This window comes from Micromonospora sp. NPDC048830, assembly GCF_043198215.1.
Taxonomy (GTDB): domain Bacteria; phylum Actinomycetota; class Actinomycetes; order Mycobacteriales; family Micromonosporaceae; genus Micromonospora.
In genome coordinates, this window is record NZ_JBICUP010000008.1 from 181181 (window position 1) to 196009 (window position 14829).

The window sequence follows — 14829 nt, forward strand, 5'->3', positions numbered from 1 at the left end:
GTACATACATTCTAATCGACGGGACTGACATCGCCCAGGGAACGAAAGGGGCCGTCCGGGCATCCCGGACGGCCCCTGTGAAGAGTTTCCACGGCCCCTAAAAAGAGGGTTCCACGGCCCTGAAAAGAGGTCCTACAGCTGCCCGACGTCGGTGATCCGGACGACGGCGGCGCCCGCCTCGTCGGAGGCGGCCAGGTCGATCTCGGCGCTGATGCCCCAGTCGTGGTCGCCGTCCGGGTCGTCGAGGATCTGCCGGACCGTCCACCGCTGCGGGCCCTGCTCGATCATCAGCAGCGCCGGGCCGCGGGCGTCCGGCCCGGTCCCGATCGAGTCGTACGCCTCGAAGTACGGCTCCAGCGCGTCCGCCCACGCGTCGGCGTTCCAGCCCGCCTCGGCGTCCAGCTCGCCGAGGAGATCCCAGCGGCGCAGGGCGGCCAGCTCGACCCGGCGGAACAGCGCGTTGCGGACGAGGACCCGGAACGCGCGGGCGTTGCGGGTGACCGCCGGCGGCCGGTCGTCCAGGGCGGCCTGCGCCCCGGCGACGTCGGACGGGTTGCGCAGCCGCTCCCACTCGTCGATCAGGCTGGAGTCCACCTGGCGGACCAGCTCGCCGAGCCACTCGATGAGGTCGACCAGCTCGTCGGTCTTGGCGTCCTCGGGGACGGTCTGCCGCAGCGTCTTGTACGCGTCGGCGAGGTACCGCAGCACCAGACCCTCGGACCGGGACAGGCCGTAGAACTGCACGTACTCGGTGAAGGTCATCGCCCGCTCGTACATGTCGCGGACGACGGACTTGGGGGAGAGCTGGTGGTCGGCCACCCACGGGTGCCCCTGCCGGTACATCTCGTACGCGCCCTCCAGCAGCTCGGCGAGCGGCTTGGGCCAGGTCACCTCGTCGAGCAGTTCGAGGCGGGCCTCGTACTCGATGCCCTCGGCCTTCATCGCGGCGACCGCCTCGCCGCGGGCCTTGAACTGCTGCGCGGACAGCACCTGGCGGGGGTCGTCGAGGATCGACTCGATCACGCTCAGCACGTCGAGGGCGTACGCGGGGGACTCCCGGTCCAGCAGTTCGATCGCGGCCAGGGCGAGCGGCGACAGCGGCTGGTTGAGCGCGAAGTCGAGCTGGAGGTCGACGGTGAGCCGGACCCGGCGGCCGGCTTCGTCCGGCTCGGGCAGCTCCTCGACCACGCCGCCGGCCCGCAGCGCCCGGTAGATGGCGATGGCCCGGCGGATGTGCCGGCGCTGGGCGGCCCGGTCCTCGTGGTTGTCGGTGAGCAGGTGCCGCATCGCGGCGAACGCGTCGCCGGGCCGGCCGATGACGTTGAGCAGCATCGAGTGGCTGACCTGGAAGCTGGAGGTCAGCGGCTCCGGCTCGGCCTCGACGAGGCGGTCGAAGGTGGGCCTCCCCCAGCCGACCGAGCCCTCCGGCGGCTTCTTCTTGACGACCTTGCGCCGTTTCTTCGGGTCGTCGCCGGCCTTGGCGAGGGCCTTCTCGTTCTCGATGACGTGCTCGGGCGCCTGCACCACCACCCGGCCGAGGGTGTCGAAGCCGGCCCGGCCGGCGCGGCCGGCGATCTGGTGGAACTCGCGGGCCTTGAGCAGCCGGGTACGCGTGCCGTCGTACTTCGACAGGCCGGTGAACAGTACGGTGCGGATGGGCACGTTGATGCCCACGCCGAGGGTGTCGGTGCCGCAGATGACCTTGAGCAGGCCGGCCTGGGCCAGGGTCTCCACCAGGCGGCGGTACTTGGGCAGCATGCCGGCGTGGTGCACGCCGATGCCGTGCCGGACCAGCCGGGACAGCGTCTTGCCGAAGCCCGAGGTGAACCGGAAGTTGCCGATCGCGCTCGCGATCATGTCCTTCTCGGCCCGGGTGCAGACGTTCACGCTCATCAGCGCCTGGGCGCGCTCCAGCGCCGCGGCCTGGGTGAAGTGCACGACGTACACCGGGGCCTGCTTGGTCTCCAGCAGCTCCTCCAGGGTCTCGTGCAGCGGCGTCGTCGCGTACGAGAAGAGGAGCGGGACCGGCCGCTCGGCCGAGCGGACGACGGCGGTCGGCCGGCCGGTGCGCCGGGTGAGGTCGTCGACGAAGCGGGTGGTGTCGCCGAGGGTGGCGGACATCAGGACGAACTGCGCCTGCGGCAGCTCGATCAGCGGCACCTGCCAGGCCCAGCCGCGGTCGGGCTCGGCGTAGAAGTGGAACTCGTCCATGATCACCTGGCCGACGTCGGCCCGGGTGCCCTCGCGCAGGGCGAGGTTGGCCAGGATCTCGGCGGTGCAGCAGATGACCGGGGCGTCCGGGTTGACGCTGGCGTCGCCGGTGAGCATGCCGACGTTGTCGGCGCCGAACACCTCGCACAGGGCGAAGAACTTCTCCGACACCAGGGCCTTGATCGGCGCGGTGTAGAAGGTGGTCCGGTCGTCGGCCAGGGCGGCGAAGTGCGCGGCGATCGCGACCAGGCTCTTGCCGGAACCGGTCGGCGTGTTCATGATCACGTTCGCCCCGGAGACGATCTCGATGACCGCCTCCTCCTGGTGGGGGTAGAGGTCGAGGCCGCGCTCGGACGCCCAGCCGGCGAACGCGTCGTAGAGGGTGTCGGGATCGGCGGTCGCGGGCAGCGCGGCGGTGAGGGTCATAGCGCGTCCATGGTGCCTGGATCATGGCCGCCCGCGCCAACCGGGGCGGCCGCCGACGTCCGTGCCGCTGCACCGGACGGCCGCCGGCGGGTCAGAAGGGGCCTTCAGGTGGACCAGGTCGAAGACCGGGCGGCCGGCGGTGCGGGCGCGGCGCTCGAACCGGGTGACCGGGCGGTGATCGGGTCGCGGCGCGTACCCGCCGTGCGGGTCGGTCAGCCCCGGGTCGGCGGTCAGCGTCTCGCGCATCGACTCGGCGTACTCGGCCCAGTCCGTCGCGCAGTGCAGGGTGCCGCCGGGCGCCAGCCGGGAGCGCAGCAGCGCCACGTGCGCCGGCTGGATGATCCGCCGCTTGTGGTGGCGCGCCTTCGGCCACGGGTCGGGGAAGAACACGTGCACCGCGTCCAGGGACTCCTCGGGCAGCGCCCGGACCAGATCCAGGGCGTCGCCCCGGGCCACCCGCACGTTGGGCAGGCCCCGGCGCTCCACCAGGTCGAGCAGGTTGCCGATTCCGGGCGTGTGCACCTCGACCGCCAGATAATCTCGGTCCGGGTCGTCGGCGGCCATCGCGGCCGTCGCGTCACCCATGCCGGAACCGATCTCCAGCACCACGGGGGCCCGTCGGCCGAACAGCGACGCCAGGTCCACCGGCGCGGCGAGGCCGTCGTCGATCGTCAGGCCGTACGCGGGCCAGAGCCGGTCGAGGGCGTCGGCCTGCCGGCCGCTCATCCGGCCGCGGCGGGGATGGAAGGTGCGGATCCGGGCCAGGTGGGGCGCGGTTCCGGCGGGGTTCTGGTCGATGGCAGTCACAGCGACCCGAGCGTACGCGACGGTCGCGCCGAATCGGATGTGATGTACGGCCGGGGATGAGAGGATTCATCCCGTATGGCAGGCCGGGCGGCCGCCCGGCGTCGCGACACCGCGCCGGGAGGGGTCATGGGGTCAGCCGCTCGCCTCGGCGCCGCGCTGGCGATCGTGGTCACCGCGTTCGCCGGCCCCCTTGCGACGGTCGCGCGTGCCGCGGAGGCGCCCGCCGCAGCCCAGCCCGATCCCGGCAACGACCAGCCCGACCCCGGCGCTGTCCCGCCCGGCCGGGTCTTCGTCCAGGTCACCCCCGGCACCGTGGAGGCCGGCTTCCTCGTCGGCATCCGGGCGAGCTGCCGGGACAACTCCGTGCCCGCGATCGTGGTCTCCGACGCCTTCGGCCGGATCGGCGTGCAGCCGCAGTGGGGGCTGCTCACCGCGTCCCCGATGGTGCGGGAGCGCACCCGGCCGGGCAACTACCCGGTCAAGCTGGAGTGCCGGGACGAGGAGACCGCCTCCACGATGCTCCAGGTGGTCAAGCGGATGCCGACACCGACCCACGGGCCGACGCACCGGCCCAGCCGCGGCCCCGCCACCGGCTTCGGGGGCACCGCCCGGGACGCCACCGGCGGGCTGCTGCTGCCCGGCGGTCTGGCGCTGACCGTGGCCGGCGTGACGATCGGCGTGTTCGCGGCACGCCGGCCCCGGGCCGGCCGCGGCGGGAGGCGGTGAGGGCGGCCGTGGCGTCCACGCGCGTACCCGGATCGGCCGGCCCGGCGGGACGGCGGCGGCCCTGGTCGGTGCCGGCGGCCGTGGTCCTGGTGGTGGTCGGCGTCTTCGCCACCGGCGTGGGGCTGGGGCGCACGGTCGGGCCGTTCGACCGCGCCACCGGCGGGGGGACCGCCTCCGCCGACGGGGCCGCCAGGCTCACCGCCAGCCGCCCGGTCAGCCTGGCCGTGCCGGCGATCCGGGTCGCCGCGCCCGTGGATCCGGTCGGTGAGGCCCCGGACGGGTCGATCGCCGTCCCGCCGCTGAGCAAGCACGACCAGACCGGCTGGTACGACCGGGGCCCGACCCCGGGCGAGCCGGGCCGGGCGATCATCGTCGGGCACGTGGACACGAAGGCCGGCCCGGCGGTCTTCTACGACCTGGGCCGCCTGAAGGCCGGCGACCGGATCGAGGTGACCCGGGCCGACCGCACGGTGGTGGTCTTCGCAGTGGACTCCGTCGAGCACTTCGGCAAGGACGACCTGCCCGCCGACCGGGTGTACGGCGACGACGGCCCGCCCGCGCTCCGGCTGATCACCTGCGGCGGCGACTGGGTCGGCGGGCGCACCGGCTACGCCGACAACGTCATCGCCTTCGCCTCGCTGGTCGACACCCGCCTCCCGTGAGCGCACCCGTCCCGCCGCGGGCCGCGGGACGGCCGCGTCGCGGGACGCCGCGTCGCGGGACGCCGGGCGGGCGGACCGCGCGAATGTCGGCGACATGGCGGCATCTTGCCGCGGGGAGACCGCGTTGTGGGCGACGTGGGGGTGTCCCGCCGCGCGGACCGCGCGTTGTCGGCGGCGTGGGGTGTCCCGCCGCGGGCGACGCGATGTCGGCGACATGGCGGCATCTTGCCGCGTGGAGACCGCGTTGTCGGCGACGTGGGGGTGTCCCGCCGGCGCGGACCGCGCGTTGTCGGCGGCGTGGGGTGTCCCGCCGCGGGCGACGCGATGTCGGCGACATGGCGGCTTCCCGTGGCGCGGATACCACGATGTCGGCGGCGTGGGGTGTCCCGCCGCGGGCGACGCGATGTCGGCGACATGGCGGCATCTTGCCGCGTGGAGACCGCGGCGACATGGCGCCATCCCGCCGCGCAGACCGCGCGTTGTCGGCGACATGGCGGCCCGCCCGCCGGGTCGGCCCGCCCGCCGGGTCGGCCCGCCCGCCGGGTCGGCCGGGTCGGCCCGGTCAGCGTGGCTCAGGCCCGGCCCGGCACCTGCTGGACGACCTCGAACTCCAGCAGCGTCGCGCCCGAGGCGACCGGCCGGCGCTGCTCGCCGCCCGGACCGCCGGCGTGCGCGGCCCGCGCCGGCCCCGACGCCCACGCCTGGTACGCCTCCTCCGACTCCCATCGTGTGTACACGAAGTAGCGGCTCTCCCCGGCGACGGGGCGCAGCAGCTCGAAGCCGAGGAAGCCGGGGGAGTTCTCCACCGCGCCGGCCCGGGCCGCGAACCGCCGCTCCAGCTCCTCGCCCGCGCCCTCGGGGACGTCGATCGCGTTGATCTTCACAACCGCCATGGCTCCACACTAGTGGTCAGAGCGGCTCGACGGCCGGGACCAACTCGGCGTCGACGACGATCGGCGCGTGGTCGGAGGGCCCCTTGCCCTTGCGCGCCTCCCGGTCCACGTACGCGGAGCGGACCGCCCGGGCGAAGGGCGCCGAGGCGTACACGAGATCGATCCGCATGCCCTTGTTCTGGTGGAACATCCCGGCCCGGTAGTCCCAGTACGTGTACGGGTGGGGGCCCTTCATCGGGGTGGGCACCACGTCGCTGAGCCCGAGGTCGCGCAGCGCCGCCAGGGCCGCCCGCTCGGCCGGGGTGACGTGGGTGGAGCTGACGAACAGCGCCGGGTCCCAGACGTCGGCGTCGGTCGGGGCGACGTTGAAGTCGCCGCAGACCGTCAGCGGCAGGGGACTGGTCAGCTCCTGCTCCAGCGCGTCGCGCAGGGCGGCGAACCAGGCCAGCTTGTACGCGTAGTGCGGGTCGTCCGGGGCGCGGCCGTTCGGCACGTACACCGACCAGACCCGCAGCCCGGCGCAGGTGGCCGAGATGGCGCGGGCCTCCGGTTCGGGGAAGCCCGGCTCGCCGGGGAAGCCGACCGCCACGTCGGCCAGGCCCGCCCGGGACAGGATCGCCACCCCGTTCCACCGGCCGTCGCTGTGGCTGGCCACCTCGTAGCCCAGCGCGCCGACCTCGGCCGCCGGGAACGCCCCGTCGGGGCACTTGGTCTCCTGGAGGCAGACGACGTCGGGCGCGGTGGTGGCCAGCCAGTCGAGCAGCCGGGGCAGGCGGGCCTTCACCGAGTTCACGTTCCAGGTGGCCAGGCGCATGTCCCTAGCCTGCCCCATCCCGGGCCCGCCCGCCCGATCAGCTCCCCGGGGTGTCGCCCGGCCGGCCCTGCTCGGCCAGGAACCGCTCCAGCTCCGCGCCGAGCTCGTCGGCGGTGGGCAGCGGACCGGTCTCGGCGGCCAGCAGGTTCTTCTCCCCCCGGCCCCGGGCGAACGCGTCGTACTGCTCCTCCAGGGCCCGCACGAGGGCGGCGGCCTCGTCGGTCTGGGCGACCTGGCGGTCGATCTCGACCCGGACGACCTCGGCGGCGGAGCGCAGGCCGTCACGGGGCAGCAGCAGGCCGGTGCTGCGCGACACCGAGGCGAGCAGCACCTCCGCCGCCGCGGGGTACTCGGTCTGTGCGACGTAGTGCGGTACGTGCGCGGCGAAGCCGAGCGCGTCGCGGCCCTGCTCACCGAGGCGGTACTCCAGCAGGTGGCCCACGCTGCCGGGAACCTGGACGCGCTGCAGCCACGGCTCGTAGCCGGCGATCAGCTCGCGCCGGGTGGCGTGCGCGGTCACCCCGGTCGGGCGGGTGTGCGGCACGGCCATCGGGATGGAGTTGAGCCCGACGGTGAGCCGGACGTCGAGGCGGGCGGCGAGCCCGGCGACGGCGGCCACGAACCGCTCCCACTGCAGGTCCGGCTCGGGGCCGTTGAGCAGCAGGAACGGGGTCTCGTCGTCGTCGCGCAGCAGGTGCACCTCGAGCTGGGGGGCCTCGTATTCCGTCCAGTGGTCCTCGACGAAGGTCATCGGCGGGCGTCGCGACCGGTAGTCGTAGAGCTGGTCGACGTCGAAGCGGGCGACGGGCCGCGCGTCGAGCGAGGTGAGCAGCTGCTCACGGGCGAGCCGGGTCGCGTTTCCGGCGTCGACGAAGCCGGTGAGGGCCTGGATGAGGACAGGCTGTCCGATGTCGGGCAGATCGTCGGTGAGCTCGTAGAGCTCGTGTGGGTCGAGCACCGGTGCGGACCTCCCTGGGGATCAGCGTGCGGGAGCCGTGGCGCGCACGGCTCCCGGTTCGGGGAACGTACCCGACATCCTCGTGCATTCCTCGTGGGGGTGATCCGCCGGAAGACTCCTCGACCGTGGCCAGGGGAAGACCGGGTGGGGGACCTGCGCGATCGGCTGTTTGGACGAGTGGACACCGGCCGAACGGCGGAGTATGGGGACGCCGTCCCGGCGGGTCGCCGGCGGGGCGGTACCTGCCCGGGTCGGTCCGCCCCGCCCGGGGGCGGAGGTCCGTCCGGATCGCCCGAAGTGCCAGGCGGTGCCCCGCCGATCAATGGAATATCCGCATTTTCGATGAAAAACTGTGGGAACCACCACTCCGCCTGCCTGGGCCGGCGGCGCGCGGCCTGCCTAGCCTCGTCAGATGCGCGACGACGGCACCCTCGACGACCAGCACGGCCCCGGTGGCACGACTGGCCGTTCGGACGTTACCCCCTCGCCCGAACGGCCAGCCTCCACCACTGCCAGCGCGCCCCCCCGGCGCCCCTGGAGTTCCCTCGCTGGCCTGTCCCGTACCCGCTTCGGCTCGCTCCGAAACCTCCTCCTGCCCGGCCGCCCCGGATCCGGCCCGGCCCGGGCGCGGGTGGCGCTGGCCACCGGTGTGGTCTGCTGCCTCGGCCTGGCCGCCTTCGCCCAGGCCAGGGGCGAGGCGGTCCAGCCCGCCACCCGGGCCGGATCCACGGCCGACGCGGCCGAGCGCGCCGGTGGGGACGCGGCGTCCCGGTCGCTGCCCCGCACGCCGGTCGCCTCCCCCTCCGCCACTTCCTCCGCCTCGCCCTCAACCGACCCGGACACCACCCGTACGCCGGCGCCCCGCAGGTCGCCCGCCCGCCCCGCCGACCCCGCCCCGGTGGCCGGCCTGACCCGCGTCCAGATGACCAACGCGAAGACGATCGTGACGACCGGCCGGAAGATGGGCGTCCCCCGGCGGGGCCTGGTCATCGCCGTGGCGACGGCGATGCAGGAGAGCAACCTCTACAACTACGCCAGCGGGGTGCTGCCCGAGTCGCAGAACTACCCGCACCAGGCCATCGGCTGGGACCACGACTCCGTCGGGCTGTTCCAGCAGCGGCCCAGCAGCGGGTGGGGCGAGGTCGGCCAGCTCATGAACCCCGCGTTCGCCACCCGGCAGTTCCTCACCGCGCTGCGGGAGATCCCGGGGTGGGAGGACATGGCGCTCACCGACGCCGCCCAGGCGGTGCAGGTCTCCGCGTACCCGTGGGCGTACGCCCAGCACGAGTGGCGGGCGACCGAGGTGGTCGACGCGTTCCTGGGCAGGTGAACCCGGCCCGCCGGGGGCCCGCGCCCGGTCGGCCGGCGGACCGTTATCGTCCATAGTGGACGCTTGACGGTTGCCGGGTCCGGGTACACATGATGAGGAGCGACCGACAGGAGGACGACATGTCAGCACTGGTGCAGCGGATCAGCAGGTTTCTCCGGTCCCCGCAGGGGCAGCGGCTGGTCGAACGGGGACGCCGCGAACTGGCCAAGCCGGACACCCAGCGGAAGCTGAGGCAGCTCGCCACACGCCTGTCCAGCCGGCGCTGACCCGGCGCCGCGCCCGCCGTACCCGATCGTCACCGACCACCGGGAGCCCCCGTGACCGACCCCGCCCCCGCCGACGGCCAGCCCACCACCCCCGCACCCCAGCCGGCGTCGCAGCCGCCGGCGGTGGCCCCGGACGCCCCGGAGGGTCCACCGGCCAGGCTGTGGGACCGGATGCGCGAGGATCCGCAGTACGCCCCGGAGCACCTGGCCCTGGAGGCCGTGCGCCGGCTCGGGCCGGAGGCGGCGCAGTGGGCGGCGCGGGCCCGGGCGGAACGGCCGGACGCCCCGGCCGACGAGTTGGCCGACCAGGCGGTCCGCCGGTTCGTCAACCTGGCGCGGCTGTCGGGCGCGGTCTCCGGCGCGGCCGGCCTGCCCGGCGCGGTGATCGACGTGGGGGTGCTCGCCTGGACCCAGGCCCGGATGGTGCTGCACGTCGCGGCGGCGTACGGGGCCGACCCGAAGCATCCCGACCGGGCCACCGACCTGTTGGTGCTGCAGCGGGTGCACAAGGCCGCCGAGACCGCCCGGCTGGCGCTGGGCGTGGCCGCCGGGCGGGAGCGGGCCGGGGCGCTCTTCGGCACCGGCGGGCAGCCCGCGCTGGGCAGGGTCATGCTGCGGCTGAGCGTACGGCTGGCCCGGATGGCCGGGGTGCGCGCGGCGAAGCGGCTCTTCGCGAAGGTCGTGCCGGGCGCCGCGATCATCCTCGGCACCTGGGCCAACTCGTCGGCCACCAAGGATCTCGCCGACCGGTCCCGGCAGCTCTACCGCGCGACCGGTCCGGGCGGGATACCGCGACCCCGCCGTCCCTGAGCCCTGTCGGCTCTAGTCGAGACCCGCGGCGCGCCAGGTCACCTCGGCGAGCCGGCCCTGCCCGGCCACGTTCGGGTGGAACCAGTCCAGCGCGTTGACCAGGTCGAGGCTGAACCGCACCCGGTGCACCGCCCCGCCGTCATGCCGGCACCGCGAGCCGTACGCCCGGCAGGCCGCCCGCAGTTCGGTGTTGTACGCGTCGATGCGCTGCCGGACGGCGGCCCGGCGGGCCACGTCGTCCGGCGCGGTCGAGGCCGCGTCGGTCAGCAGCGCGGGGCACACGCCGTGCCGCCACGCCCGCAGCGCCCGGGAGTCGGTGTGCCCGACCTGCCACAGCCGGTGCAGGTCGGGGATGCTCACCACCAGCACCCGCGCCTTCGGCCGGCCCCTGCGCAGCACCCGCAGGCCGCGGTCCACCTCGGCGCGGAAGGTCGCCACCGGCGTCATCGCCTCGACCCCGCCCCGGCACACGTCGTTCGCCCCGATCAGCACCGTGACGTAGTCGGCGCGGTCGCGTACGGCCGCCTCGGCCTGCCCGGCGAGGGCCGCGGCCCGGGCGCCCGGCGCGGCGTGGTTGTACGCCCTGCCGCGGATCCGCGGGTCGCGGTCGAGCAGCCGCCGGTAGTGGCTGTCCACCCGCAGGCCGTCGCCCGTGGACCAGGAGTTGCGCTGGCAGGAGGTGAGCATCAGGCAGGAGCCGAAGCCGGTGCTGATCGAGTCGCCGAGGGCGACCATCACCGCCGGCGAGCCCGGCGCGGGCGGACGGCCGGACGGCCGGGGCGAGGCGGACCCGCCGCTCTCGCAGGCGAGGGCGGCCAGGGCCAGCAGGCAGGCGACGGCGGTGACCCAGCGGCGTGGCATGATCCCCCACTCCTGCGCGGCGGAGAGCGACGGCGCGGTAACCGTACGCGCCGGGCCGGGGTGCGCGGCTGGCCGCTGTCGGCTTTCCGGCAGAACCCACCGCCGGAGGGTGGGGTGTGCTAGGGGCAGATGGAGGGTGGGCCGAGCGGGTCCGGCCGCCGCCGAGGCGGGGTGACACGAACGCCTCGACGACGCTCGGACGCCGTCGGTCGGGCCGGCCTCAGATGCCGGCGCTCAGAAGGATGGCCAGGCGCTCGGCCACGCCGGGGGCGTGCAGGTGGAGCCGAGCCACGTTCACCGCGTCCTCGCCGACGACCGCGAGCAGCGCCTGGCTGTTGACGGCGTAGACGCTCAGGTAGCCGCCGGCGTTGCGGACGGTGGACTGCCGGAACGGCCCCTGCCCGAGGCTCAGGCCGACCTGCCGCCCCAGCCCGAACGTGCTCGCGGCGAGCGCGGCCAGGTCGTCCGGCCGGCTGCCGTCGGGCATGTTGTGGGTGATGAGGAGCCCGTCCACGCCGCCCAGGATGCAGCCGTTCACGCCGGGGATCTGGAGCCGGAGCTCCGAGAGTTCGGTGTTGATCGCGCCGTACGGAAGGGAGGGGTTGCCGGCCAGGGGCGCCGGGGAGAACGCCACCGGCGGCAGCGTGCCGGGCTGCCGGACGCGGCGGGGCAGCGCCGTGTTGAATGGTCCGGAGGCGCTCACAGTTCCAGCTGCTCCTCGACGCCGCGCAGCTGGTGACGGGCGAGCGCCAGGTTGGCCCGGTTCTTGCTGAGCATGAGGTAGAGGAAGAGCCCCTTACCGCTGCGGGTGGTGACGGGCCGGATGATGTGGTACTGCGTGCCGAGCGTGATGAGGATGTCCTCGATCTCGTCGTCGAGGTTGAGCATCTCCATCGTGCGCATCTTCGCGCGCACGACGTCGGTGTTACCGGCGGCGGCGATGGTCAGGTCCAGTTCGGCGGTGCCGCCCGCCACACCGAGCGTCATCCCGCTGGTGTAGTCCACCACCGCGACACCGATCGCGCCATCGATCTGCAGCGCGCTTTTGAGCGAAACGTCAAGGTTCGCCACGAGAATTTCCCCCAGGTCGAGAAAGGCGTTCGCCGCACCGTGCGTGCCCGGGTGGTAACGGCTTGGGCGATGCCTGCGGAACAACCTTGAAAGGCTTGCATACCGGCTGGTCGCGCGCATCGGGAGGACTCCCCAAACGGCTGACCGGGCAACCGGATTCGGGTTACGGACCGGAAAGAGTGTCGGCCCAGTGGATGAGGCCCCAGCCTTTCGGTCTGTCAGGCGAATCCGCGTACCGGTCGTGTCGGGACGAGCCGGTTAAGCCGGGCGAACCGGGGTAGCTCGCAGGGATGACGAGATCGCAGCCCCGGCGCCGCCGCGGCACGGTGGGCCACGCGTACAGCGCGCTCAACCTCCGCCTCGTGCTCGCCACGTTCGGCCTGGTGACGATGGTGATCTTCGCCGTACTCGCCTTCTGGGCGGGTGTCGCCTGGCTGGGCGTGCTCTGCGCGATCCTCGCCGCCGTCGCCGTGGTCGACCTGGTCGTCATCCAGCGCCGCCGGGCCGCGCGCCACCGGGAGCAGCCGGGCGCGCGGCACTCGCTGTTCGAGTGACAGGAGTACGAGATGCCCATCGCCACCACCAACCCCGCCACCGGACAGGTGCTCAAGACGTACGACCCGATGTCGGACGAGCAGGTCGACGCCGCGATCGAGCGGACCGACCTGGCGTTCCGGGACCTGCGCCGTACCTCGATCGCCCAGCGCGGCCGGTGGATGTCCGCGGCGGCCGACCGGCTCGACGCCGAGCGGGACGACACCGCCCGGCTGATGACCACGGAGATGGGCAAGACGTACGCGGCCGCCAAGGCCGAGGTGACCAAGTGCGCCGCGGCGTGCCGGTTCTACGCCGCGCACGCCGAGCGGATGCTGGCCGACGAGCCGGCCGACGCGCGGGCGGTCAAGGCCGTCCGGGCGTTCGTGCGGTACCAGCCACTGGGGCCGGTGCTCGCGGTGATGCCGTGGAACTTCCCGCTCTGGCAGGTGATCCGCTTCGCCGCGCCCGCCCTGATGGCCGGCAACACCGGCCTGCTCAAACACGCGTCCAACGTGCCGCAGACCGCCCTGTACCTGGAGGACCTGTTCCGCCGGGCGGGCTTCCCCGAGGGCGCGTTCACCACCCTGCTCGTCGGCTCGCAGGCCGTCGACCGCATCCTCGCCGACCCCCGGGTCCGCGCCGCCACCCTGACCGGCAGCGAGGGGGCCGGCCGGTCCATCGCCGCCAGCGCCGGGCGGAACCTGAAGAAGACCGTGCTGGAGCTGGGCGGCAGCGACCCGTTCGTGGTGATGCCCTCGGCCGACCTGGACCGGGCCGCCGAGGTCGCCACCACCGCCCGCTGCCAGAACAACGGCCAGTCCTGCATCGCCGCCAAGCGGTTCATCGTCCACGCCGACGTGTACGACGCGTTCGCCGAGCGGTTCGTCGCGAACATGGCCGCCCTGCGGGTCGGCGACCCGATGGACGCCGACACCGACGTCGGCCCGCTGGCCACCGAGCGCGGCCGCGACGAGGTCGACGCGCAGGTGCGGGACGCCGCGGACAAGGGGGCCAGCGTGCTCTGCGGCGGCGAACTGCCCGCCGGGGACGGCTGGTTCTACCCGCCGACCGTGGTCGCCGACCTGCGCCCGGGGATGCGGATGTGGTCGGAGGAGGTGTTCGGGCCGGTCGCCGGCCTGTTCCGGGTGTCGTCGTACGACGAGGCGGTCGAGGTGGCCAACGGCAGCGCGTACGGCCTGGGCTCCAACGCCTGGACCACCGACCCGGCCGAGCAGGAGCGCTTCGCCGACGACCTGGACGCGGGCAGCGTCTTCGTCAACGGGATGACCACGTCGTTCCCGGAGCTGCCGTTCGGCGGGGTGCGTAACTCCGGGTACGGCCGCGAGCTGTCCGCGCTGGGCATGCGCGAGTTCTGCAACACCAAGACCGTCTGGGTGGGCGAGGGCGCGCCGTCGGCGGGGGCGGGCGCGCACGCCGAGTAGCCGCGCGCAGGCATGGGTGGGCGGGGGCGTGGGTACGGAACGCGCCCATGACGGTGTTCGCCCTCCACGCCTCGCACGAGCAGATCCACCCGGGCCGGCTGCTGGAGGCGGTGGTCCACGCTGAGCGCGCCGGCTTCGACGCCGCCATGTCGTCCGACCACTTCTCCCCGTGGAGCGCCCGCCAGGGGCACTCCGGGTACGCCTGGTCCTGGCTCGGCGCCGCGCTCCAGGCCACCGGGCTGCCCTTCGGGGTGGTCACCGCCCCCGGCCAGCGATACCACCCGGCGATCGTGGCGCAGAAGATCGGCACCCTCGCCGCGATGTACCCGGGGCGGTTCTGGGCCGCCCTCGGCACCGGCGAGGCCAGCAACGAGCACATCACCGGCGACGGCTGGCCGCGCAAGGACGTGCGCGCCGCCCGGCTGCGCGAGTGCGTGGACGTGATCCGGGCCCTCCTGGCCGGCGAGGAGGTCAGCCACGACGGCCTGGTCCGGGTGGACCGGGCGCGGCTGTGGACCCGCCCCGAGCAGCCGCCCGCGCTGATCGGCGCCGCCGTCAGCGTCGCCACCGCCCGCTGGTGCGCCGAGTGGGCAGACGGCCTGATCACCGTCAACGCCCCCCGCGAGCACCTGCGGAAGATGATCGACGCCTACCGGGACGCCGGCGGACGCGGGCCCCTGCACCTGCAGGTGCACCTGAGCTGGGCGCCCGACCAGGCCGAGGCCGAGGCGCTCGCGTACGACCAGTGGCGCAGCAACGTCTTCGCCCCGCCGGTCTGCTGGGACCTGGAGACGGCCGAGCTGTTCGACGCCGTCTCCGAGCAGGTGCCGATGGAGCGGGTCACCTCGACGGTCAACGTCTCCGCCGACCTCGGCCGGCACCTCGGCTGGCTGGCGGAGTACGTGGAGCTGGGCTTCGACCAGATCGCCCTGCACCACGTCGGGCAGGAGCAGCGCGCGTTCGTCGACGCGTTCGGCGCCGACGTGCTGCCCAAGCTGCGGGAGGCGTGAGCAGC

General features: G+C 74.2%; 15 protein-coding genes and 1 pseudogene. 8 read left to right on the top strand and 8 right to left on the bottom strand.

Translation table 11 applies throughout. From position 1 onward, the window contains the following. Positions 1–132 precede the first annotated feature (132 nt). Both ACGFIZ_RS10700 and trmB read right to left on the bottom strand, forming a co-directional pair. Complete coding sequence (locus ACGFIZ_RS10700) at positions 133–2637, bottom strand: DEAD/DEAH box helicase (RefSeq protein WP_393417931.1); 2505 nt, start codon at positions 2635–2637, stop codon at positions 133–135. Positions 2638–2745: 108 nt separating this feature from the next. After that, positions 2746–3363 (bottom strand): annotated as a pseudogene (gene trmB, locus ACGFIZ_RS10705) (tRNA (guanosine(46)-N7)-methyltransferase TrmB); the annotation flags it as partial. 156 nt (positions 3364–3519) lie between these two features. Here trmB and ACGFIZ_RS10710 point away from each other — a divergent pair. Beyond that, positions 3520–4170: a hypothetical protein gene (locus tag ACGFIZ_RS10710; RefSeq protein WP_393417933.1), complete on the top strand. Its 651-nt coding sequence runs from the start codon at positions 3520–3522 to the stop codon at positions 4168–4170. Positions 4171–4178: 8 nt separating this feature from the next. Then, positions 4179–4832: a class F sortase gene (locus ACGFIZ_RS10715; RefSeq protein ID WP_393417935.1), complete on the top strand. Its 654-nt coding sequence runs from the start codon at positions 4179–4181 to the stop codon at positions 4830–4832. A 572-nt stretch (positions 4833–5404) separates the two neighbouring features. Here the strand turns inward: ACGFIZ_RS10715 and ACGFIZ_RS10720 are convergent. From ACGFIZ_RS10720 to ACGFIZ_RS10730, 3 genes are read right to left on the bottom strand one after another with little or no spacing between them, the layout of a single operon-like run. Further along, the gene (locus ACGFIZ_RS10720) at positions 5405–5725 is read right to left on the bottom strand and encodes an antibiotic biosynthesis monooxygenase (protein WP_347670547.1); all 321 of its coding nucleotides are present in this window, start codon (positions 5723–5725) and stop codon (positions 5405–5407) included. A 16-nt stretch (positions 5726–5741) separates the two neighbouring features. Beyond that, positions 5742–6539: an exodeoxyribonuclease III gene (locus ACGFIZ_RS10725; RefSeq protein WP_393417937.1), complete on the bottom strand. Its 798-nt coding sequence runs from the start codon at positions 6537–6539 to the stop codon at positions 5742–5744. Between the two features lie 37 nt (positions 6540–6576). Next, positions 6577–7497, bottom strand: a complete 921-nt coding sequence (locus ACGFIZ_RS10730; RefSeq protein WP_393417939.1) for a proteasome assembly chaperone family protein — start codon at positions 7495–7497, stop codon at positions 6577–6579. A 412-nt stretch (positions 7498–7909) separates the two neighbouring features. Between ACGFIZ_RS10730 and ACGFIZ_RS10735 the strand changes: the two genes are divergently transcribed. The 3 genes from ACGFIZ_RS10735 to ACGFIZ_RS10745 all read left to right on the top strand — a co-directional run bounded on the left by ACGFIZ_RS10735 (position 7910) and on the right by ACGFIZ_RS10745 (position 9903). Beyond that, positions 7910–8827, top strand: coding sequence for a peptidase M23 (locus ACGFIZ_RS10735; protein WP_393417941.1), 918 nt, complete (start codon positions 7910–7912; stop codon positions 8825–8827). Positions 8828–8946: 119 nt separating this feature from the next. Next, a complete protein-coding gene (locus ACGFIZ_RS10740; RefSeq protein ID WP_393417943.1) occupies positions 8947–9093 on the top strand; it encodes a hypothetical protein in 147 nt (48 codons plus the stop codon). 51 nt (positions 9094–9144) lie between these two features. Continuing rightward, the gene (locus ACGFIZ_RS10745) at positions 9145–9903 is read left to right on the top strand and encodes an EcsC family protein (protein WP_393417945.1); all 759 of its coding nucleotides are present in this window, start codon (positions 9145–9147) and stop codon (positions 9901–9903) included. A 12-nt stretch (positions 9904–9915) separates the two neighbouring features. Here the strand turns inward: ACGFIZ_RS10745 and ACGFIZ_RS10750 are convergent, their stop codons facing one another. From ACGFIZ_RS10750 to ACGFIZ_RS10760, 3 genes are all read right to left on the bottom strand, one after another. After that, positions 9916–10764, bottom strand: coding sequence for a GDSL-type esterase/lipase family protein (locus tag ACGFIZ_RS10750; RefSeq protein ID WP_393417947.1), 849 nt, complete (start codon positions 10762–10764; stop codon positions 9916–9918). Positions 10765–10984: 220 nt separating this feature from the next. Further along, positions 10985–11467, bottom strand: a complete 483-nt coding sequence (locus ACGFIZ_RS10755; protein WP_393417949.1) for a roadblock/LC7 domain-containing protein — start codon at positions 11465–11467, stop codon at positions 10985–10987. Continuing rightward, complete coding sequence (locus tag ACGFIZ_RS10760; protein WP_393417986.1) at positions 11464–11835, bottom strand: hypothetical protein; 372 nt, start codon at positions 11833–11835, stop codon at positions 11464–11466. Before ACGFIZ_RS10760 ends, ACGFIZ_RS10755 begins: the two co-directional genes overlap by 4 nt. A gap of 290 nt (positions 11836–12125) precedes the next feature. Between ACGFIZ_RS10760 and ACGFIZ_RS10765 the strand changes: the two genes are divergently transcribed. Genes ACGFIZ_RS10765 through ACGFIZ_RS10775 form a run of 3 tightly spaced genes read left to right on the top strand, consistent with a single transcriptional unit; the run spans position 12126 to position 14824 of the window. Beyond that, positions 12126–12389, top strand: coding sequence for a DUF6343 family protein (locus ACGFIZ_RS10765; RefSeq protein WP_347670538.1), 264 nt, complete (start codon positions 12126–12128; stop codon positions 12387–12389). Between the two features lie 12 nt (positions 12390–12401). Further along, positions 12402–13814, top strand: a complete 1413-nt coding sequence (locus tag ACGFIZ_RS10770; RefSeq protein ID WP_393417951.1) for an NADP-dependent succinic semialdehyde dehydrogenase — start codon at positions 12402–12404, stop codon at positions 13812–13814. A gap of 47 nt (positions 13815–13861) precedes the next feature. Beyond that, the gene (locus ACGFIZ_RS10775) at positions 13862–14824 is read left to right on the top strand and encodes a TIGR03885 family FMN-dependent LLM class oxidoreductase (RefSeq protein WP_393417953.1); all 963 of its coding nucleotides are present in this window, start codon (positions 13862–13864) and stop codon (positions 14822–14824) included. The last annotated feature ends 5 nt before the right edge of the window (positions 14825–14829 follow it).